Raw genomic sequence first — 20349 nt, forward strand, 5'->3', positions numbered from 1 at the left:
GGCTGCCGGCATGCGGCAGGATGGCCGGTTCATCAGGACAGGATCATGATGATCACCATCCCCCAGATGGTCAGCAGCGTGTTGCCCACCGCGTACGTCACGGTATAGCCCAGTCCGGGCACCTGGCTCTTGGCCGCTTCGCACACCATCCCCAACGCCGCCGTGGTGGTTCGCGCACCGGCGCAGATGCCCAGGATCAGGGCCGGGTGAAAGCGGAACACGTATTTCGCCAGGAACATGCCGATGATCAGCGGCACGGCGGTGGCGAAGATGCCCCACAGGAACAGGCTCACGCCGAGCTTCTGCAGCCCGGCGATGAAGCCCGGCCCGGCCGAGATGCCCACCACGGCGATAAAGACGTTCAGGCCGACCGAGTTCATGAACCAGAGCGTCGGCTCGGGAATACGTCCGAACGTGGGATGGATGGCGCGGAACCAGCCGAAGATGATGCCGGCGATCAGCGACCCGCCCGCCGTGGAAATCGTCAACGGAATGCCGGCCACGTGGATCACGATGGCACCGATCAGCGCGCCGACCGTGATGGCCAGCGAGACGAAGGCAACGTCGGTGACGGTGGTGGGGCGGTCTACATAGCCCAGTTGCTTTGCGGTGGCGTTGATGTCCTGCGTGCGGCCCACCAGCGTGATCACGTCGCCGCGATAGAGCTGAGTCTTGGGCAACACCGGAATCACGGTCTCGGTCGGGCCACGCTTGATCTTCTTGAGGAACACCCCGCGCGCGCCGGGCCAGCGCGCCAGTTCCTGCAGCGGCTTGCCGTCGACTTCCTTGTTGGTGATATAGATATCGACGCCTTCGGTGTGGATGTTCAGCAGCTCGGCATCCTCCACCTCGCGGCCGCTGGGGCCCAGCCGCGCAATCAGCTGGTCGCGCTTGCCGCCGATGGCCACCACGTCGCCCCCTTCGATCAGCGTGTGCTGGTCTACCTCGATGATCTTGCCGCCGCGCCGGATGCGCTCGATGAAAGCGCGCACACCGTCGTGCGTGCCGGCTTCGAGATCGCCCACGGACCTGCCGATGAACGGGCTATTGGGCGCCACGGAGTAGGCGCGCACCTCGAACTCGTGCCATTCGGTGCCGGCGCCGCCGGCTGACCCGGCCCCCAGCATCTGCTCATACTCCTTGCAGGCCGCCACCAGATCGATGCCCAGCAGCCTGGGCCCGATCTGGGCCAGGATGATGGCCGATCCCACGGTGCCGAAGATGTACGTGACCGCATAGGCAATCGGCATGCCGTCCAGCAACATCTTGGTCTCTTCCGGGGATCGCCCGAGCCGGTTGATGGCGTCGGTGGCAAGGCCCATCGACGCCGATATGGTTTGCGATCCGGCGAACAGGCCCGCCGCGGAGCCGAGGTCGTACCCGGCGACCATGGCGGCCACCACGGATGCGCCGAGCGACAGCACCGCCAGGATGGCCGCGAAGATCGCCTGCGGCACCCCATCCTTGGCGATGCCGCGCACGAACTGCGGACCCACCCCGTAGCCAACCGCGAACAGGAACATCAGGAAGAAGACCGATTTCACGTTCGCGGAGATCTTGACGCCGAGGATGCCGATGACGATGGCCACCAGCAGCGTCGATGTCACGGCCCCAAGGCTGAACCCCTTGAAGCTCTTTCCGCCCACCCAGTAGCCGATACCCAGCGCCAGGAAGATGGCGATCTCCGGATAGGCCTTGAGCGTATCAACGAACCACGTCATGGTGATGCCTCCTTGTCGGACCTCAGCGTTTGCGGCGAGACTGGCTGGTCGTGGGACACCGGCCTACTTCTTCTTCGAACTGGTCTCCTTGCCTCCGGTCTCGCGATACCGTTCCAGGTATTCATCGCGCAGCTTGCGCACCGAGCGGCCAATCTTGACGTAGTCCTCTTCGTTGAGGTTGGCCAGCGAGACGCGGCCTGAGGGATGCCGGGTGCCAAAGCCGCCGCCCGGCAGCAGCACCACGCCAGCCTCTTCGGCCAGCCTGAACAGCAGTTCGTGCGGCTGGATCGATTCGAGCAGCCACTTGACGAACTCCGGCCCGACCTCGCGGCTCATCTGTTCGACATCGAGCAGGGTGTAGTAGTCGACGACGTTCTCGTCCACCTCGGCCAGCGGCGCACCCATGCCGCGGTACAGCGCGGCCTTGCGGCTGCGGATCAGTCGTTTCATGGCTTTCTTGTAGCTCTCGGCGGTGTCCATGAGCGAGAACAGCGAGAACAGCACCATCTGCACCTGCTGGGGCGTGGAGAGGCCCGCCGTGTGATTGAGCGCGACCGTGCGGCTGTCGGCCACGACGCGGTCGATGAACTGCAGCTTCTCGGGTTCCGTGGTGATCGACGCGTAGCGTTCGTTCAGGCCGCTGCGTTCGTCCTTTGGCAGTTCGGCCAGCTTTTCGTCGAACAGATTCGACTTGTGCGTTGCAATCACGCCCAGCCGCCATCCCGTGGCGCCGAAATACTTCGAGTACGAATAGACCAGGATGCTGTTGTGCGGGCACATGGCGAACAGCGACACGAAGTTGTCGGCGAACGTGCCATAGACATCGTCGGTCAGGATGATCAGGTCCGGACGCTCCTTGACGATCTCGGCGATATATTTCAGGCTTTCGTCGCTGACCTTGACCGACGGCGGATTGCTTGGGTTGACCAGGAAGAATGCCTTGACCTTCGGGTCGCGCAGCTTGTCGAGTTCCTTTTTCGGGTATTGCCAGCCATCGGCCGGATCGGCATCGATCGACAATTCGGTCAGGTGGTATTCGGCCAATTCAGGAATTTCGATATAGGGCGTAAAGATCGGCATGCCCAGTGCAATCGTGTCGCCTGCCTTGAGCAGGTGATTGACGCGCATCGAATTGAACAGATAGGTCATGGCGGCGGTTCCGCCTTCCACGGCATAAAGATCGAAATCCCCGAGGAACGGATGCTTGCCGATCATTTCCCGGCGGATGTATTGCTTGACGATCTTTTCCGACAACCTGAGCATGCGGTCGGGCACCGGGTAGTTGCAGGCCAGGATGCCCTCGCACATCTCGTACAGGAAATCGCCGCCGTCGAGCCCGAGCTGGTCGCGGACATAGGAAACGGCACCGGCCAGGAAGCGCACACCTGGCACGTCGCGATGCTCGCGGGCAAAGAGGTCGAAGCGTTCCTCGATGCCGGCGCGGCGCGGAAAGCCGCCCACGCCTTCGGTCAGGTACGAAAACGACCGCTCCGATTCGCGCATGGCGAACAGCCCCAGTTGCCAGAAGCCATGACGCGGCACGGTCGCCAGGAAGTTCGGATTGCCGCGCCCGGCATTGAGCATGAGCCGGTTGGACACGCTGCCGGCTAATTTGATCAGTTCGTCCTTCAGCTCGAATGGCGAAAGGCTGGCCAGCTTGGAGGTATCCCGCTTGCTCATCATGTATCTCCGGTTTTGATCCAATGTTGCAGCGCGAAAGCGGCCGCCCAGACTGGCGCATATCGGTGGCTGCGTGACGAATGGGCATCTTGGCGAATCGGCAAAATCAATTCCGGGTGCCACGCACTATTCCCAGATACACAACGTAGTCGGCCAAGCGTTTGTGCTCAATTGGGCCAAAGGGCTATTGGATGGCTTTTTTGCGGCATTTGGGGGGATGCGTTAGGCCAAGGTCCAATGGAAAAACGGGCGCCGACTGCCAGATTCTCTGAATGACTGCATGGCCGTCATGCAGGCATTCGCACGCCAATTCTCTGAGGTGACCGGACATGGAAGCGGACCAGCAGACATCGAAGCGCGATCTCCACCAGTTCCTGGCGGCTTCCGAAGGCCGGATCGACCGCTGGCGAACGCTTCACCGGCTGGCGAAGTCGCTGGCTGCGGCGCCGGAACGGGCGGACGATTGGATGGGGGCCGGAAGGGACGTCCTTGATGACCTGCGGCCGCTGGAGCAACTGAATGGCTATCCGGGCACCCAGATCTTCTCGCAGGTGGAGGCCCGGTTTGCCGAGCGGGACTGGAACACGCTGGCACGGCTGGTGGGGCGTATCAGCACCGCGCTGCTGTCCAACAGCTATCGTGACGGCAGCGACGCGTGGCTGGTCGAGGACGAGGGCGAAACCCGCCTGCCCGAGTTTCTGCCGCCGTCCATCGGCAGGGGGCAGAGCCGCAAGCCGTATTTCGAAGTGCTGATCGTCGCGGCCGGCGAGCGGTCCACGTGGGACGACCTGCGCGCTTCGTTCCGCCGGCTGCGGCGCGACGAGGACCAGTTCGTCAGCGAGACCGTCGTCGTCGGCAGCTTCGAGGACGCATTGCTGGCCGCCATCTTCAACTACAACCTGCAGGCCGTGGTGATCGTTGATGGCTTCGCGTTTGCATCACAGTTCACCTCGCCGGCGCTGCGGGAGATCATCACGCGCAATACCCCGGTGGGTACCGACGCGGGGGTGGGTGACACCGGAACGGCGCTGGCGCGCGTGCTGCGCCGCCTGCGGCCGGAGCTGGATGTCTTCCTGTCGACCGACCGCGATGTCGGCCATCTGGCGGGGTCGGAAGAGGCCGCGCCGATCCGGCGCATCTTCTATGGCGCCGAGGAGCCGATGGAGATCCACCTGGCGATCCAGGAGGGTGTGAAAGACCGCTATGAAACCCCGTATTTCGACAACCTGAAGCACTATGCGCAGCGGCCGGTCGGCACGTTCCATGCGCTGCCCGTAGCGCGCGGCAAGTCGATCTTCAAGTCGAACTGGATCCGCGACATGGGAGAGTTCTACGGCGCCAACCTCTTCCTGGCCGAATCGTCGGCCACGACCGGCGGCTTGGACAGCCTGCTGGAGCCCACCGGCAACATCAAGCGCGCGCAGGAAAAGGCCGCGCGCGCCTTCGGCGGCGACCGCAGCTTCTTCGTGACCAATGGCACGTCCACCGCCAACAAGATCGTCCACCAGGCATTGCTGTCGCCCGGCGACATCGTGCTGATCGACCGCGACTGCCACAAGTCGCACCACTACGGCATCGTGCTGGCCGGCGCGCAGCCGCTCTACATCGACGCCTATCCGCTGACCCAGTATTCGATGTACGGCAGCCTGGCCATTCGCCCCATCAAGCAGGCGCTGCTGGCGCTGAAGGCCGAAGGCAAGCTGGATCGCGCCAGGATGCTGGTGCTGACCAACTGCACATTCGATGGCCACATCGCCAACGTGCGGCGCACCATGCTGGAGTGCCTGGCGATCAAGCCAGACCTGATCTTCCTGTGGGACGAGGCGTGGTTCGGTTACGCGCGATTCTCGCCGCTGCTGCGCATGCGCACCGCCATGGGCGCTGCGTACAAGGTGCGCAAGATGATGCGGGATCCGGCCTACCGCGAGCAGTACGAGGCGTTCAAGGCGTCGGTGAAGGACATTCCCGATACGGACGCTCGCCTGCTGGACATGCCACTGTTGCCCGACCCCGACGTGACGCGCGTGCGCGTGTACGAAACGGATTCCGTCCACAAGTCGATGTCGGCCTTGCGGCAGGGGTCGATCATCGTTGTGGCCGACCAGGACTTCCACAAGGTGGAGGCGCCGTTCAAGGAGGCGTTCTTCACCCATACTTCGACGTCACCGAACCTGCAGATCATTGCGTCGATCGACCTGGCGCGACGCCAGATGGAGCTGGAAGGCTATGAGCTGGTACAGCGTGCGCTACAGCTGGCCATCGAACTGCGCCAGGAAATCAACGATCACCCGCTGATCTCGAAGTACTTCCGCGCGGCGACGCCGGCCGAGATGATTCCCGAGGTGTACCGGGTGTCGGGGTACGCCGACTACGCGATGCCGGGCAGGACGCTGGCAGACACCGCACAGGCCATGCGCGAGGATGAATTCTTCCTCGATCCCACACGCATCACGCTGCTGTGCGGCAACGCCGGCTACGATGGCACGCAGTTCAAGGGGCTGCTGGCCGAAAAGTACGACATCCAGATCAACAAGACGTCACGCAACAGCGTGCTGGTGCAGATCAACATCAACAACACCCGAAGCGACCTGGCGCACCTGATCAAGGCCCTGGCCGATCTGTCGCGCGATATCGACCGGCGGCTCGAAGAGGGCGGCGAGAACGAGCGTGCAACATTTGCGGCGCGCGTCAAGGCGCTGGTGGAAGACGTGCCCGACCTGCCGAACTTCAGCCGCTTCCACAACGCGCTGCGGCTTGACAGCAAGAGCGCCACGCCCGAAGGGGACATGCGCACCGCGTATTACCTGGCCTATCGGCCGGAATGCTGCGAATACATTAAGCTCAATGACCCGCTCATCGACCAGCGGCTGGCCGACGGGCCCGAGCTGGTGTCGGCGAAGTTCGTGATTCCCTATCCGCCCGGCTTTCCGATCATGGTGCCCGGCCAGGTCATCACGCCGGAGACCATCGCGTTCATGCGCAAGCTCGATGTCAAGGAGATACACGGGTTCAACGCGGCACGCGGGCTGGAACTGATCCGGCCCGAGGCGCTGGAGGCATTGCGCAAGTCATGACCTGCTGCGCAACGATTTTTCATGTCCGATGAGGCGACTGTGATGGCCACTGTGATACGTAACGGAAACTGGCAGGGGAAAGGACGGGGCAGGGGCCATGCGAAGGCCTGCGTGCTGGCATGGCTGGCGCTGGTAGCCGCGCTGCCTGCCACGCCAGCGTGGGCCACCGAGCAGGCCCAGCAACGGCGCCAGGCACGCGACGTGCGGCAGGATACGCGTCAGGGTGCGCGCGAGACCAAGCAGGATTGTCGCGCGGCCGACCAGAAGAGCAATTCGGCATGCCGGCAGGACAAGCGGCAGACCAAGCAGGGCGGCCGGGAGGCGGCGCGGGATATCAAGTACTAGGCGACCCGCGGATTGCTGGCGGGCGGCCCCGCCAGCTCCCGGGCCCCCTTCAGGCTCGCTTCAGCACATCGATCCGGTTCCGGTAGGCGCGCTGCAGGCAGGCCTTGTCACTGCACCGGTTGCGCTCGTCGCGCAACCAGGTTCGCTGGTCATCCCGAATGCGCGTCTTGTTGGCCGTGGACGCGAGCTTGCGGCCATACAAGTCGGCCAGCTCCTTGTCGGCCCGCGCCAGATCGGTATCGCCGCACACCAGTTGCGAAGCGATCGAAGTGAGCCGGCTGCAATCGAAACTGCGCGTCAGGGCGGCGTGGGTGTCATTCCGTTTTTCGATGGGCCCCGGCTTGCAGAGCCCTTGCAGCGACCGGCATACGACGTTGCGGCCCACCCAGGCCATCTCGTGCGCGCCGTGGTCCGCCACGAAGCGGTTGATGGCGGCATGGGTCACGCCTCGCTGCATGGCGTTTGCCGCGACGATCTCGTTACACAGGGAATCCGACAGCAGGGCGGCCCCCTGGCGCTTGTAGCAACTGTGGAAGCCCAGCAGTCCGGATCCCAGGATGCTGCGGCGCTCCCCCGACGCAAAAACGATCGACGCACAGGCCGACGCACACCGGGCACCGTCAGGCACCGCGGTGTAGACGCGCACCTTGTCCATCGCGTCCACCAGCCGGAAGGCGGCCTCGACGTTGCCGCCGGGGCTGTCCAGGATCAGCGTGACGAGGCCTTCGTCGTCGCGGTCTGCGATCCGGGCCACGGCCCCGAACTTGTCGGCGTCACCGTCCTCGATGCGACCTTGACCAACGATCATTCGCCGGTTCAGTTCGGGCTGGTGGTAGATGCGAAATTCCATGGCGGTGGCGGCGGCGGAAAAAAGGCCGCCCAGCACCAGTAATGCCCGCAAGGCGAGCAGGAATGGCACAGGCCCGGCTGGTCCGGCATGACTATCGGCAGATGGCATCGCCGCCTCGCTTTTCTCGCAAATATGCAAAAATGTCACGGATCAACCGATATAGTGTTGCCCGGTGCACACATCAGAGAAGTGGGGTTCTTCAAATTCTTTCGCAAGGCCAGACGCGGGCCGGCTGAAGCCAGGCCGGCGCCGACGGTCACGCCGCCTGCGCTGTATGTTCAGGATACAACCAGTTCCTACGAGCGCGTCTTCAATCGCGTGATGGAGAACGTGGTCGGCATCTCCCGTGCCGACGCCGCCGAGATTCTCGCCATCGTCAAGCGCAGCGGGTCAGACGGCCTGAACATGGCCGGCTATTTCGAGCAGGTGTATTCGGGTTATTTCAAGGGCCGGGACTGGACCTGGACCGAGTACGACGACTGGGCGGCCATTTTTGGCGAGATGGGCGCGTTCCCGTCGCACTGGACCGACATCGATCAGCCGCAGAAGGCGAAGACCCGCACCGAGGAACTGCTTGGCCAGCGTCTGCCGGATATCCGGGCGTTCCTGGATGCCCAGGGCGTCGCGTACTCGCCGCGCACCGGCAAGGTGCAACTGGTTGCGCTAGCCGAGCACACGGCTGGTCTCGAAGACTCCGCGCTGTGGCAGGCGGTGCTGGCAAGGCGCCGCCACGATGCGGAACTGGCGGTCGAGCGCCGGCCCCGGCTGCTCTATGACCTGCTGATGCGAACGATTGCCTACCGGGCCAAAAGCGAGCGCGATGTGGAACGCGCCAAGGCTGCCGGCGTCAAACGGTTCGACCTGATGCTCGCGATCGAGGCGGACCGGCCGTTCGTGGAGGTGGCGCGCAAGAAGAGCCCCTCGGCGGTGCCGCCTTTCTATCCCAACGACTTCACGTTGTTGCGGCCGATCATCGAGAACGGCGAATCCGGCGCCCGGTAGCCGCAGCATAACGATGCCATCGGCGGGCGGCCGGGTTGCCGTGCCGCGCGGGCCGGATCATGCCTGTCGGGACGACGTTCGCGATGCGATACCGGCATGGCAGTTACAATTCGTGAACGCCCCTTTGCCGCTTGACCTCCCGGACGCCCCTGCCCATGGATCACAACCTGACCCTCATCACCACGCTCGCCGCAGGCTTTGGTATCGCGCTTGTGCTCGGATTCCTCGCGGAGCGCATGAAGATACCGGCGCTGGTCGGCTATCTCGTGTCGGGCATCATCATTGGCCCCGGCACGCCCGGCTTTGTCGCGGATGTCCACCTGGCCGCCCAGCTTTCCGAGATCGGCGTGATGCTGCTGATGTTCGGCGTGGGCCTGCATTTCTCGTTGAGCGACCTGCTGGCCGTCAAACGCATCGCCATACCCGGCGCCGTGGTACAGATGGCCATTGCCACGCTGCTGGGCATGGCCATTGGGTGGGGCTGGGGCTGGCACTGGGGCACCGGGCTGATCTTCGGGCTGTCGCTGTCGTGCGCCAGTACGGTGGTGCTGCTCAAGGCGCTGGAAAGCCGGGGGGTGCTGGAAACCATGAATGGCCGCATCGCGGTCGGCTGGCTGGTGGTGGAGGATCTGGCCACGGTGCTGGTGCTGGTGCTGCTGCCGCCGCTGGCCGGGCTACTGGGCGGGACGGTGAACGCCGACGCGCAGGCTTCGCAGTCGATCGGCATGACGGTGTTCCAGACGCTGCTGCAGGTGGTGGCCTTTATCGCGCTGATGCTGATCGCGGGGCGTCGGGTGTTGCCATGGTTGCTGTGGCAGGTGGCCAAGACCGGCTCGCGCGAGCTGTTCACGCTGGCGGTGGTGGCGGTAGCAATTGGCATCGCGTTCGGCGCGGCCGAGATTTTCAGCGTGTCGTTCGCGCTCGGCGCCTTCTTTGCCGGCATGGTGATGCGCGAATCGCAGTTCAGTCACCGCGCGGCTGAAGAATCGCTGCCGCTGCGCGATGCGTTCTCGGTGCTGTTCTTCGTTTCGGTCGGCATGCTGTTCAAGCCGGAGATCCTGGTGGAACAGCCGCTGCACGTGCTGGCCGTGGTGGCCGTTATCGTGGTGGGCAAGTCGCTGGCTGCATTCGCGCTGGTGCTGGCGTTCCGCTACCCGCTCAATACGGCGCTGACGGTGTCGGCCAGTCTGGCCCAGATTGGCGAATTCTCGTTCATCCTCGCGGGGCTTGGTGTGACGCTCGGCCTGCTGCCGGAAGAGGGCATGAGCCTGATCCTGGCGGGCGCCCTGATCTCCATCGCCCTGAATCCGCTGCTGTTTGCGGCGCTGGAGCCCGTGCGGCGCTGGATTCTGGCGCGTTCGGCCATTGCCCGCAACCTGGAACAGCGTGGCGACCCGTATGCCGAACTGCCGGTGACGACCGAGCGCAAGTATCTGCAGGGCCAGGTGGTGCTGGTCGGCTACGGGCGAGTGGGCCGCCGGATCGCCAAGGCGATGCAGGAGCGAGGCATCCCGTTCGTGATTGCCGACGAAAACCGCGAGCTGGTGGAGAGCCTGCGCAAGGCCGGCTTTGCGGCGGTGTCGGGCAATGCGGCCGACCCGGCCGTGCTGATCCAGGCGCATATCGCCCATGCAGCCATGCTGGTGGTGGCCGTGCCGGAACCGCTGTACGTACGGCAAATGGTGGAGACCGCCCGCACGCTCAATCCGCATGTCGAGGTGGTTCTGCGCACCCACAGCGAGGACGAGTCGAAGCTGCTGCGCAAGGAAGGGCTGGGCACCGTGTTCTATGGCGAGGAGGAACTGGCCAAGGGCATGTCCGGCCATGTGCTCGGGCGTTTCGTGCCCGAGAACGTGAATGGCGCCAGCGCGGTGGCCCTGTAGCAAGCGGGCGGGCGACTGGACGCTCAAAGGTAGCGTTCGGCCTCGTCGAGCAGGGCGCGTGGCGACACCATGTCGCCACGCGCGAAGTTGACCAGCGTGAACGCGCGCACCAGCGGCGGATCGCCCGGCACGTGGGCGGTCAGCAGGTCGAGGTCACTGGCCGGCGTCGTGCTGTCCGGCGCCAGCAGCACATTCGTCGCGCTCAGGCGCAGCGGACGATGTGCGATGGAAAATCGGGCTGGCGCGTCGGCAAGCGTTTCATGCAGGCATTCGAGCTGCCGCTCCAGCGTGCCGGGGGTCGCGCTCAGCTCGGAGAGTGCCTGTTCGTTGGTTGCGATCTGTTCGCGCAGCGACGCGGCCTCGGCGGCGCTGACCGGCGCATCGCCGCCCACCACCGACCGCATGCCTGTGCCCTGGCGCTCGAACAGGTGCAGGCGCGCCAGCAGCAAGGTCTGCTCGCGATCGAGTTCGTCGCGGCGCGTCTTGCCCGAGGTGAACCGGGCCAGGGACTCCAGCGCCAACTGGTCGAACATCCGGCGCACGATCTCGTCGCGCAAGGCCGCGTCCGAATCGGCGATGATCGTGATCCGGTGCTCGCTGAAGCTGATGTTTGTCTGCGGCACGTCGGATCGCATCACTTCGCCTTCCAGCGCTACCCCTAGCGTGCGTCGCTCGGTCATGGTCATGCCAAGCACGGCGGTGGCCGTCTGCGTAGCCGGGGATGTGCCGAAAAATTCCCGTAGTTCGGGCGAGCGGCTGAACGTCAGCGCCACATCGTGCGGTGTGCCGAAGAAGGCGTGGATATAGGGGTCGATGCCCCATGCATGGTCGCTGGCTTCGCGCGGTGCAGGAACGTCGTGGACCAGCGTGCGCACGTGCGTCAGCGCCTGGGCCAGGGCAGGCCGCAACTGCCGCTCATAGTGCGATACCAGCCGCAGGCGGGGATTGAGCCGGGTGACGCGCTCCGCGAGTTCGGCAATCGCGTGCTTGTCGTGTTCGTCCGCGTGCGTGGTTCGCTCGCGCATCCATCCGATCAGACCCATTGTTCCGCTCCCGGCCAGTGTCCGCGTCCAGAGGGCGGAGGGCATCCGCCACGGTAGCTGCTACTGGATTGTAGGCAATGGCCCTGGCTGGCGCCTTACTGACGGGCCTGCGTCCCCGTCAGCCGGTTCGGGCCCGGCAGGCAGCCCAGCAGCACATCGAACGCCGGGCCGATATGTTCCTCGGGCACGCAGGCGTAGCCAAGCAGCAGGCCCTTCTGGACCGCCTGCCCCAGGTAGTATCGCGACAGCGGACGGACGATGATGCCGCGGTCGCGCGCCGTGGCGGCAATGGCCACGTCGTCGGCATCGTCGGGCAGCCGCAGTACGAGGTGCAGCCCCGCGTTGCTGCCCTGGCGGTTCAGCGCGGCGGGGCCCAGGTAGCGCTCGATCAGGTCGGCCAGCATCGCACGGCGCCGGGCGTAGAGCGGCCGCATGCGGCGGATATGAGCGGCATAGTCGCCAGCCTGCATGAACTCCGCCACCGTGGCCTGTGTCATGAGGTGGCCGGCGCGGTACAGGTCGGCGTGCGCGGTCTGGAACGATGCGGCCAGGGCGCGTGGCAACACCAGATATCCCATGCGCAGCCCCGGATACAACGTCTTGCTGAAGGTGCCGATGTAGATCACTGGGGCATCTGGCTCCATCCCCTGCAGTGACGGGATGGGCTGGCCCGAAAAGCGGAATTCGCTGTCGTAGTCGTCCTCGACGATCCAGCTGCCGTGCTGGCGCGCGAATTCCAGCAGCGCGCGACGGCGCTTCAGGCTCATGACAGCGCCCATCGGATACTGGTGGGACGGTGTCACGAAGACAAAGCGGGGCGCGGGCGCATCGGCCGTGGTATCGGTGTCCGGCAGCGTCAGCCCGTCGTCGTCCACGGGCATTGGCACCATGCCGATGTCGCACACCTGCAGCACGCTGCGAATGCCCCAGTAGCCGGGCTCTTCCACCCACGCCTGGTCGCCGGGCGACCCGAGCAGGCGCACCACGAGATCGATGGCCTGGTGGATGCCCTCGGTGATCAGCACCTGTCCGGCGTCGCAGCGCACCGAGCGCGCCACGCGCAGGTGGTTTGCCACGGCTTCGCGCAAGGCCGGCAAGCCGCCGCCGTGACTGTAGCTGAGCCATTCCGGCTGGGGATTGCGCCACAGCCGTGCCGAAATCTGGGCATAGCGGCGGTGCGGAAACCGGCGCAGATCCGGCACGCCCGGCATGAACGCTCCCCACTGCGTGGGCGATGCCGAGGCATTGTCGATCAGCCGGCGGCCCCGGGCCGACAGCCCGGGCATCTCGCGCGGCCCGGCGTCCGCCACCATGGCGGCCGTCGCGTTGAGATAGCTCTCGGGCGCCGTATCGGCCACAAACGTGCCGCTGCCTGTGCGGGCACGCAGATAGCCTTCGGCCAGGAGCTGCTCGTACGCATACATCACCGTGTTGCGCGACAGGCCCATTTCCGCCGCCAGATCGCGCTGCGGCGGGAGCCGGGTGGCGGGGGGCAGGCTGCCATCGAGGATGGCCCCGCGGATGCACGCATAGAGGCCCCGGTTCAGGGGCTTGCCAAAGGCCGCCAGGCCATCGGGCCCGAGGCGCTGGAGCAGCAGGTCACCGCAGATCGACTTCAATTGGCACCATTGAATTTATGAAAGTGGCGCTGGATTGTAGGGCCAAATGTGATTGAAATGTGCGGAATCGCTGTGCAGTGCCGGACGGATATCCGGCGCGGCCGCTGCCGGCGCCGACCTGCCCCCTTTGCATTCCGACCATGAAAAACATCGAACTGAATCAACGCCGCAGCCTTGCCACGCCCCGGGGCGTGGGCGTGATGTGCGACTTCTACGCCGAGCGCGCCGAGAACGCGACGCTGTGGGACGTCGAAGGCCGCGCCTATACGGACTTCGCCGCCGGCATCGCCGTGCTGAACACGGGTCACCGGCATCCGCGCGTGATGCAGGCCGTGGCCGCCCAGCTGGAGCGTTTCACCCATACTGCGTACCAGGTCGTGCCGTACCAGAGCTACGTGTCGCTGGCCGAGCGCATCAACGCGCTGGTGCCGATTACCGGCCTCAACAAGACCGCGCTGTTTACCACCGGCGCGGAAGCGGTGGAGAACGCGATCAAGATCGCGCGCGCCCATACGGGCCGTCCGGGCGTCATCGCGTTCGCTGGCGGATTCCACGGCCGCACGCTGCTGGGCATGGCGCTGACCGGCAAGGTGGTGCCGTACAAGGTGGGCTTCGGACCGTTCCCGTCGGACATATTTCACGCGCCGTTTCCCGGCACGCTGAACGGCGTGAGCACGGAACAGGCGCTGCAGGCGCTGGAAATGCTGTTCAAGACCGACATCGATCCGCAACGCGTGGCCGCCATCATCGTGGAGCCGGTGCAGGGCGAAGGCGGCTTTCAGCCGGCGCCCGCGGATTTCATGCGCGGCCTGCGCGCCGTATGCGATCGCCACGGCATCGTGATGATCGCAGACGAAGTGCAGACCGGCTTCGGGCGCACCGGCAAGCTGTTTGCCATGTCGCACCACGACGTGCAGCCGGACCTGATCACGATGGCCAAGAGCCTGGCCGGCGGCATGCCGCTGTCAGCCGTGTGTGGCCGTGCCGAGATCATGGACGCACCGCTGCCTGGCGGGCTCGGCGGCACCTATGCGGGCAATCCGCTGGCCGTGGCCGCTGCCCACGCCGTGATCGACACCATCGCCGACGAGCAGCTGTGCGAACGCGCCACGCAACTGGGCGCGCAACTGCGGGCCCATCTCGAAGCGTTGCGTGCGCAGTGCCCGGCGATGGCCGAGGTGCGCGGCCTGGGTTCGATGATCGCTGCCGAGTTCGTCGATCCGGCCACCGGCGAGCCCAGTGCGGAGCATGCGAAGCGCGTGCAGACGCGTGCGATGGAAGCGGGTCTGATCCTGCTGACCTGCGGCACCTACGGCAACGTCATCCGCTTCCTGTACCCGCTGACGATTCCGCAGGCGCAGTTCGATGCGGCGCTGGCCGTGCTGACCAGGGCGCTGATCGACTGAAGCCACTGGCGTGGGCCTGCGGCAAGACGCAGCGCGAGCCATCCAGAGAGAACGCCGGGCACACCAATAGTGCCTTGGCACCAGGGAGACAACACCAGCCTGCGGGCGCACCGGAAAGACTAACCAAACCGGTGCGCCAGATACGCAAACTTCATCGAACTGAAGGGGGCGGACGGGGCTCGTGTCAACGACGCAGCGATGCCAGTGGCACGCAAATTGCGGACGGAATGATGGCATCCAGCGTGTTCGCGCGGATCGCCATCGTTCGATTCAATGAGGGTACAGACATGCGTTTCTCTTCTTTCCGAGCACTACTTTCCATCGGCCTGATCGCCGCGTCGTCGCTGGCGCTGGCGCAAGGCGCGCGCGACTGGCCAACGCAGCCAGTGCGCATCGTGGTGCCGTTCCAGGCCGGTTCGGCCACCGACCTGATCACGCGGCAACTGGGCGCGGGCCTGGCCAGGGAGTACGGCCAGAGCTTCGTGGTGGAAAACCGGCCGGGCGCCGCCGCGATGATCGGCAGCGAAGTCGCGGCGCGTGCGTCGGGCGACGGCTATACGCTGCTGATGTCGGGGCCGGCGTCGATGGTGACCAACCGCTTCCTGTACAAGAAGCTCAGCTACGATCCGGACGCCTTCGAGAAGGTTGCCGTGGTGGCGATCACTCCGAACATCCTGCTGTCGAATCCATCGCTGCCGTTCAAGACGCTGCCCGAGATGGTGGCCTATGCGAAGGCCAACCCGGGCAAGCTGTCGTACGCATCGTTCGGCACCGGTACGACGTCGCATATCGCCGGTGAAATGCTCAAGGCCGCGGCCGGCATCGACATCGTCCACGTGCCGTACAAGGGCGCGGGCGAGGCGATTCCGGCGCTGTTGTCGGGCCAGGTGTCGATGTATTTCGACACCATCATGACGGGCCTGCCCTACGTGAAGGCGGGCAAGCTGCGCGCGCTGGGCATGTCCACCGCAAAGCGTTCGCCGCAGGCGCCCGAAATCCCGACCATTGCCGAGCAGGGCTACGCAGGCTTCGATATCGCGCCGTGGTATGGCATCGTGGCACCCAGGGGCACGCCGGCCGATGTGGTGGTCAAGCTCAATACATCGATCAACAAGCTGCTGGCCACGCCCGAATTCCGCGAAAAGCTGGCCGCGACCGGCGCCGAGCCGCGTGGCGGCAGTGTCAACGACTTCACAGCGATGATCAACGCGGAGATCCCGCGCACTGAGAAACTCGTGAAGCAGTCCGGCGTCGCCCTGCAGTAACGCTGCCGCAGCAACCTCGTGGCGCTTCCAGCCGGGGCGCCATGTCCTTATTTCCTTACCTGTTCCGCCCATGTTGCCTTTCGATTGGTCTTTCCCGTATCCGTCCCAGAAGATGCCGCTGCTGGCCGCCAACGCCGTCAGCACCAGCCAGCCGCTGGCCGCGCAGGCCGGCTTGCGCATGCTCTACGAAGGCGGCAACGCCATCGACAGCGCGATTGCCACGGCCATTGCGCTGACCGTGGTGGAGCCCGTCATGAACGGCATCGGGGGCGACATGTTCACCCTGGTCTGGCATGAAGGGCAGCTCTACGGCCTGAATTCCAGCGGCCGCGCGCCCGCGGCCTGGACGCCCGACTACTTTGCCGGACGCGACCGCATGCCGTCGGTCGGCTGGGACACCGTAACGGTGCCCGGCCAGGTGGCGGGCTGGAAGGCGCTATCGGCGCGTTTCGGCAAGCTGCCGTTCGCACGGCTGTTCGTGCCGGCCATCGAATACGCGGAGCAGGGCTTCATGGTCTCGCCGCAGATCGCGCGCCAATGGGCAGCACAGGTGCCGGTGCTGCGCGACCAGCCCGGCTTCGCCAAGGCCTTCATGCCCAATGGCCGGGCGCCGCAGGCCGGCGAGCGGTGGCGTTTTCCGGAGCAGGCCGCCACGCTGCGCAAGATTGCAGAGAGCGATGGCGAGAGCTTCTATCGGGGCGAACTGGCCGAGCGCATCGTGGCGTTTGCCCAGGAAACGGGCGGCGCGCTGCGTGCCGGTGATCTGGCCGCGCATCAGCCTGCATGGGTCGAGCCGATGAAGCAGGACTTCCGCGGCTACACGCTCCACGAGATTCCGCCCAACGGGCAGGGCATTGCCGCGCTGATCGGCCTGGGCATTCTGGATCGCTTCGACCTGGAAGCCATGGGCGTGGACAGCGCCGATTTCTACCACGTCAGCATCGAAGCCATGAAGCTGGCCTTTGCCGACCTGCACCGGCACGTGTCGGACCCGGCCACGATGCAGTACGCGCCGGCGTCGTTCCTGGACCCGGCATACCTGGCCGAACGCGCCGCACTGATCGACCTGAAGCGCGCGGGCGCCCCGTCGGCCGGCATGCCGAAGATGGGCGGCACCGTGTACCTGACGGCAGCCGACGCGGCGGGGTCGATGGTGTCCTTCATCCAGTCGAACTATCGCGGGTTTGGCTCGGGCGTCGTGGTGCCAGGTACGGGCATTTCGCTGCACAACCGTGGCGAAGGCTTCAACCTGAAGCCGGGCCATGCCAATTGCGTGGCGCCGGGCAAGCAGCCGATGCACACGATCATTCCGGGCTTTGTCACCCGCAATGGCGCGCCGGTGATGTCGTTCGGCGTGATGGGCGGGTCGATGCAGGCGCAGGGCCACGTACAGATGATGGCCCGGCTGGCCGCGTTCGGCCAGAACCCGCAGGCGATGAGCGACGCGCCGCGCTTCCGGGTGGAGCACGGTCCGGTGGTCAACGTCGAACACCACCTGCCCGCCGATGTGGTAGCGGCGCTGCGCGAGCGTGGCCACCGGGTGGAGGTGGCGCCGCGCGACAGCCTGGAATTCGGCTCCGCCCAGCTGATCTACAAGGCGGAACATGGCTTTATCGCCGCATCGGACTCGCGGCGCGACGGGCAGGCCGTGGGATTCTGACCATCGGACGGTGACCGGGGAGGGGCCCGGCACCGCAGCGGGGGTATCGCAGGACACCCATCACGATTCGTGATACCCCCATGCCGGACAAGGGCTTAGCAGCGTTTCGCCCTGCGGATAGAGTCGCGGACAGACTCACGAAGGCATAGACAGCCGTGTCCATCCCCACTCACAATCCCCGCAGGCAGGGCGTCCGCGCATGATCGACGTCCTCGTAATCGGTGGCGGCAACGCCGCCCTCTGCGCCGCACTGATGGCCCGCGAGGCCGGCGCCAGCGTCATGCTGCTGGAAGCCGCGCCACGCGAATGGCGCGGCGGCAATTCATCCCACACCCGCAACCTGCGCTGCATGCACGACGCGCCGCAGGACGTGCTGGTCGACGCGTACCCCGAAGAGGAATACTGGCAGGACCTGCTCAAGGTCACTGGCGGCCTGACTGACGAGAAGCTGGCCCGGCTGGCCATCCGTGCGTCGTCGACCTGCCGCGACTGGATGCGCAGCCACGGCGTGCACTTCCAGCCGCCGCTGTCGGGGGCCCTGCATGTGGCGCGCACCAACGCGTTCTTCATGGGCGGCGGCAAGGCGCTGGTCAATGCGTACTACCGCAGCGCCGAACGGCTGGGCGTGCAGATCCGCTACAACGCGCCGGTCGATGCCATCGAACTCGACGGCAGCCGCTTCGTGGCGGCGCGCATCGGCAGCGAGCGGATCGAGGCCCGCGCCTGCGTGCTGGCAGCCGGCGGCTTCGAATCGAACCGCGAATGGCTGCGCGAGGCCTGGGGCCAGAACGAGCGCGGCGAATGGCCGGCGGACAACTTCCTGATTCGCGGCACCCGCTTCAACATGGGCGTGCTGCTCAAGCACATGATCGCCCAGGGCGCCGATGCCATCGGCGATCCGTCGCAGTCGCACTGCGTGGCCATCGACGCCCGCGCGCCGCTCTATGACGGCGGCATCTGCACGCGGATCGACTGCGTGTCGCTGGGCGTGGTGCTGAACGCCAATGCCGAGCGCTTCTATGACGAGGGCGAGGACTTCTGGCCCAAGCGTTACGCGATCTGGGGCCGGCTGGTGGCGCAGCAGCCGCAGCAGATCGGCTACTCGATCATCGATGCAAAGGCCGTGGGCCGCTTCATGCCGCCGGTGTTCCCGGGCGTGAAGGCCGATACGCTGCCCGAACTGGCCCGCAAGCTGGGCCTGGACGAAGCCACCTTCATGCGCACCGTCAACGACTTCAACGCCGCCTGCCGCGTGGGCAAGTTCGACCATACGACGCTGGATGACTGCCACACCGAAGGCGTGACCCCGGCCAAGACGCACTGGGCCCGGCCGATCGACACCGCGCCGTTCTTCGGCTATGCCCTGCGTCCCGGCATCACCTTCACCTATCTGGGACTCAAGGTGAACCAGGAGTCGGCCGTGCACTTCGGCGGCAAGCCCAGCCAGAACCTGTTCGTGGCGGGCGAGATGATGGCCGGCAACGTGCTCGGCAAGGGCTATACGGCCGGCGTGGGCATGGCCATCGGCACGGCATTCGGCCGTATCGCCGGCACCCAGGCCGCCAGGGCGGCAAACGCGGCCAGCCGCGCAGGCACGGCAATTCAGGCACCACGGGAAGAGGAACATGCAACATCTTGAAGCACTGACGCGCGAGGCTGCGGCGTTGGCCAACGGTGCGCTGCCCCTGACCGGCGACGAAGCCGAAGTCGCCCGTACCTTGCAGATCTGCAATGCCTGCCGCTACTGCGAAGGCTTCTGCGCGGTCTTCCCGGCCATGACGCGGCGGCTGGAATTCCCCAAGGCGGATATCCACTACCTGGCCAACCTGTGCCACAACTGCGGCGCCTGCTATCACGCGTGCCAGTACGCGCCGCCCCATGAGTTTGCCGTCAACATCCCGCAGGCGATGGCCAAGGTCCGCGTGCAGACGTATGGCGACTACGCGTTTCCGGCCGCGCTGGGTGGCCTGTACCGGCGCGCCGGCATGACGATGGCGCTGGCACTGGCCGGCGGCCTGGCGCTGTTCCTGCTGATGGTGCTGGCCATGCGCGGCACGCTCTGGCATGAACCGCTGGCCGGCAATTTCTACGCCATCTTCCCGCACAACCTGCTGGCGGCAATGTTCGGCGTGGTGTTCCTGTTTGCCTGCGGGGCGCTGGGCATCGGCGTGACGCGGTTCTGGCGCAAGGTCACGCCCGGCACGCGCAGCGGCGACGAACGCGGTGCCGCCACCGGCGGCGCGGTACACGATGCGCTGAAGCTGAAGTACCTGGATGGCGGGCACGGGCAGGGCTGCAACAACGACGACGACGCGTTCACGCTGTTGCGCCGCCGCTTCCATCACTTCACGTTCTACGGCTTCATGCTGTGCTTTGCGGCCACAGCCGTGGCCACGCTCTACCACTACCTGCTGAACCTGCACGCGCCGTATCCGGTCACGAGCCTGCCGGTGCTGCTGGGCATCGCGGGAGGCATCGGCCTGCTGGTCGGGCCGGCCGGCCTGCTTTGGCTGAACCTGAAGCGCGACGAGCGCACGATGGATACGAAGCAGAAGCCGATGGACCGTGGCTTCATCGCGCTGCTGTTCCTGACCAGCGCAAGCGGTCTGGCGCTGCTGGCGTTCCGCGACACCGGCGCCATGGCCGCGTTGCTGGCCGTCCACCTCGGCATTGTGATGGCGCTGTTCCTGACCTTGCCCTATGGCAAGTTCGCGCACGGCATCTTCCGCAGCGCGGCGCTGCTCAAGTTCCATATCGAAAAACGCCGGCCCAGCGATCTTGCGCTGGGCTCGGACTGAACC

14 protein-coding genes are annotated in these 20349 nt (G+C 65.7%); 9 read left to right on the forward strand and 5 right to left on the reverse strand.

Translation table 11 applies throughout. The features are described 5' to 3' along the window. Positions 1–32: 32 nt before the first annotated feature. Both aspT and BLQ58_RS11245 read right to left on the reverse strand, forming a co-directional pair. Positions 33–1721 carry an aspartate-alanine antiporter gene (gene aspT, locus BLQ58_RS11240; protein WP_092597764.1) on the reverse strand — a complete coding sequence of 563 codons (1689 nt, stop codon included), beginning with the start codon at positions 1719–1721 and terminating at the stop codon, positions 33–35. A gap of 63 nt (positions 1722–1784) precedes the next feature. Further along, the gene (locus BLQ58_RS11245; protein WP_092597767.1) at positions 1785–3401 is read right to left on the reverse strand and encodes a bifunctional aspartate transaminase/aspartate 4-decarboxylase; all 1617 of its coding nucleotides are present in this window, start codon (positions 3399–3401) and stop codon (positions 1785–1787) included. A 329-nt stretch (positions 3402–3730) separates the two neighbouring features. On the opposite strand from BLQ58_RS11245, the gene BLQ58_RS11250 reads away from it, so the two are divergent. Further along, positions 3731–6475, forward strand: a complete 2745-nt coding sequence (locus BLQ58_RS11250; protein WP_092597770.1) for an aminotransferase class I/II-fold pyridoxal phosphate-dependent enzyme — start codon at positions 3731–3733, stop codon at positions 6473–6475. 42 nt (positions 6476–6517) lie between these two features. After that, positions 6518–6820 (forward strand): hypothetical protein, encoded by a 303-nt coding sequence (locus BLQ58_RS11255; RefSeq protein ID WP_254775902.1) that lies wholly within the window; start codon positions 6518–6520, stop codon positions 6818–6820. Positions 6821–6869: 49 nt separating this feature from the next. Here BLQ58_RS11255 and BLQ58_RS11260 read toward each other — a convergent pair whose 3' ends face one another. Then, on the reverse strand, positions 6870–7739 hold the full coding sequence (locus BLQ58_RS11260) for a lysozyme inhibitor LprI family protein (RefSeq protein ID WP_254775903.1): 870 nt from the start codon (positions 7737–7739) through the stop codon (positions 6870–6872). 96 nt (positions 7740–7835) lie between these two features. Between BLQ58_RS11260 and BLQ58_RS11265 the strand changes: the two genes are divergently transcribed. Both BLQ58_RS11265 and ybaL read left to right on the forward strand, forming a co-directional pair. Next, a complete protein-coding gene (locus tag BLQ58_RS11265) occupies positions 7836–8672 on the forward strand; it encodes a hypothetical protein (RefSeq protein ID WP_139186095.1) in 837 nt (278 codons plus the stop codon). Between the two features lie 155 nt (positions 8673–8827). Then, the gene (gene ybaL / locus BLQ58_RS11270; RefSeq protein ID WP_092597778.1) at positions 8828–10555 is read left to right on the forward strand and encodes a cation:proton antiporter domain-containing protein; all 1728 of its coding nucleotides are present in this window, start codon (positions 8828–8830) and stop codon (positions 10553–10555) included. A 23-nt stretch (positions 10556–10578) separates the two neighbouring features. Here the strand turns inward: ybaL and BLQ58_RS11275 are convergent, their stop codons facing one another. Continuing rightward, a complete protein-coding gene (locus tag BLQ58_RS11275) occupies positions 10579–11598 on the reverse strand; it encodes a protein kinase family protein (protein ID WP_092597781.1) in 1020 nt (339 codons plus the stop codon). Positions 11599–11693: 95 nt separating this feature from the next. Then, complete coding sequence (locus tag BLQ58_RS11280) at positions 11694–13217, reverse strand: MocR-like pyridoxine biosynthesis transcription factor PdxR (protein ID WP_092597784.1); 1524 nt, start codon at positions 13215–13217, stop codon at positions 11694–11696. A gap of 140 nt (positions 13218–13357) precedes the next feature. On the opposite strand from BLQ58_RS11280, the gene BLQ58_RS11285 reads away from it, so the two are divergent. From BLQ58_RS11285 to tcuB, 5 genes are all read left to right on the forward strand, one after another. Further along, positions 13358–14623, forward strand: a complete 1266-nt coding sequence (locus BLQ58_RS11285) for a 4-aminobutyrate--2-oxoglutarate transaminase (protein ID WP_092597787.1) — start codon at positions 13358–13360, stop codon at positions 14621–14623. Positions 14624–14910: 287 nt separating this feature from the next. Then, the gene (locus BLQ58_RS11290) at positions 14911–15888 is read left to right on the forward strand and encodes a Bug family tripartite tricarboxylate transporter substrate binding protein (protein WP_092598111.1); all 978 of its coding nucleotides are present in this window, start codon (positions 14911–14913) and stop codon (positions 15886–15888) included. A gap of 70 nt (positions 15889–15958) precedes the next feature. Beyond that, a complete protein-coding gene (locus tag BLQ58_RS11295) occupies positions 15959–17548 on the forward strand; it encodes a gamma-glutamyltransferase family protein (RefSeq protein WP_092597790.1) in 1590 nt (529 codons plus the stop codon). A gap of 199 nt (positions 17549–17747) precedes the next feature. Next, positions 17748–19187, forward strand: coding sequence for an FAD-dependent tricarballylate dehydrogenase TcuA (gene tcuA / locus BLQ58_RS11300; protein WP_092597793.1), 1440 nt, complete (start codon positions 17748–17750; stop codon positions 19185–19187). Further along, positions 19174–20346 (forward strand): tricarballylate utilization 4Fe-4S protein TcuB, encoded by a 1173-nt coding sequence (gene tcuB, locus BLQ58_RS11305; RefSeq protein ID WP_092597796.1) that lies wholly within the window; start codon positions 19174–19176, stop codon positions 20344–20346. Before tcuA ends, tcuB begins: the two co-directional genes overlap by 14 nt. Positions 20347–20349 lie beyond the last annotated feature (3 nt).

Source organism: Ralstonia sp. 25mfcol4.1 (assembly GCF_900104095.1).
Lineage (GTDB): Bacteria > Pseudomonadota > Gammaproteobacteria > Burkholderiales > Burkholderiaceae > Cupriavidus.

Coding starts and splice junctions, on each gene's coding strand:
- BLQ58_RS11290 (WP_092598111.1), top strand. CDS start 14,911: ATGCGTTTCTCTTCTTTCCGAGCACTACTTTCCATCGGCCTGATCGCC.
- BLQ58_RS11255 (WP_254775902.1), top strand. CDS start 6,518: ATGGCCACTGTGATACGTAACGGAAACTGGCAGGGGAAAGGACGGGGC.
- aspT (WP_092597764.1), bottom strand. CDS start 1,721: ATGACGTGGTTCGTTGATACGCTCAAGGCCTATCCGGAGATCGCCATC.
- BLQ58_RS11295 (WP_092597790.1), top strand. CDS start 15,959: ATGTTGCCTTTCGATTGGTCTTTCCCGTATCCGTCCCAGAAGATGCCG.
- tcuA (WP_092597793.1), top strand. CDS start 17,748: ATGATCGACGTCCTCGTAATCGGTGGCGGCAACGCCGCCCTCTGCGCC.
- tcuB (WP_092597796.1), top strand. CDS start 19,174: ATGCAACATCTTGAAGCACTGACGCGCGAGGCTGCGGCGTTGGCCAAC.
- BLQ58_RS11285 (WP_092597787.1), top strand. CDS start 13,358: ATGAAAAACATCGAACTGAATCAACGCCGCAGCCTTGCCACGCCCCGG.
- BLQ58_RS11275 (WP_092597781.1), bottom strand. CDS start 11,598: ATGGGTCTGATCGGATGGATGCGCGAGCGAACCACGCACGCGGACGAA.
- BLQ58_RS11250 (WP_092597770.1), top strand. CDS start 3,731: ATGGAAGCGGACCAGCAGACATCGAAGCGCGATCTCCACCAGTTCCTG.
- ybaL (WP_092597778.1), top strand. CDS start 8,828: ATGGATCACAACCTGACCCTCATCACCACGCTCGCCGCAGGCTTTGGT.
- BLQ58_RS11245 (WP_092597767.1), bottom strand. CDS start 3,401: ATGAGCAAGCGGGATACCTCCAAGCTGGCCAGCCTTTCGCCATTCGAG.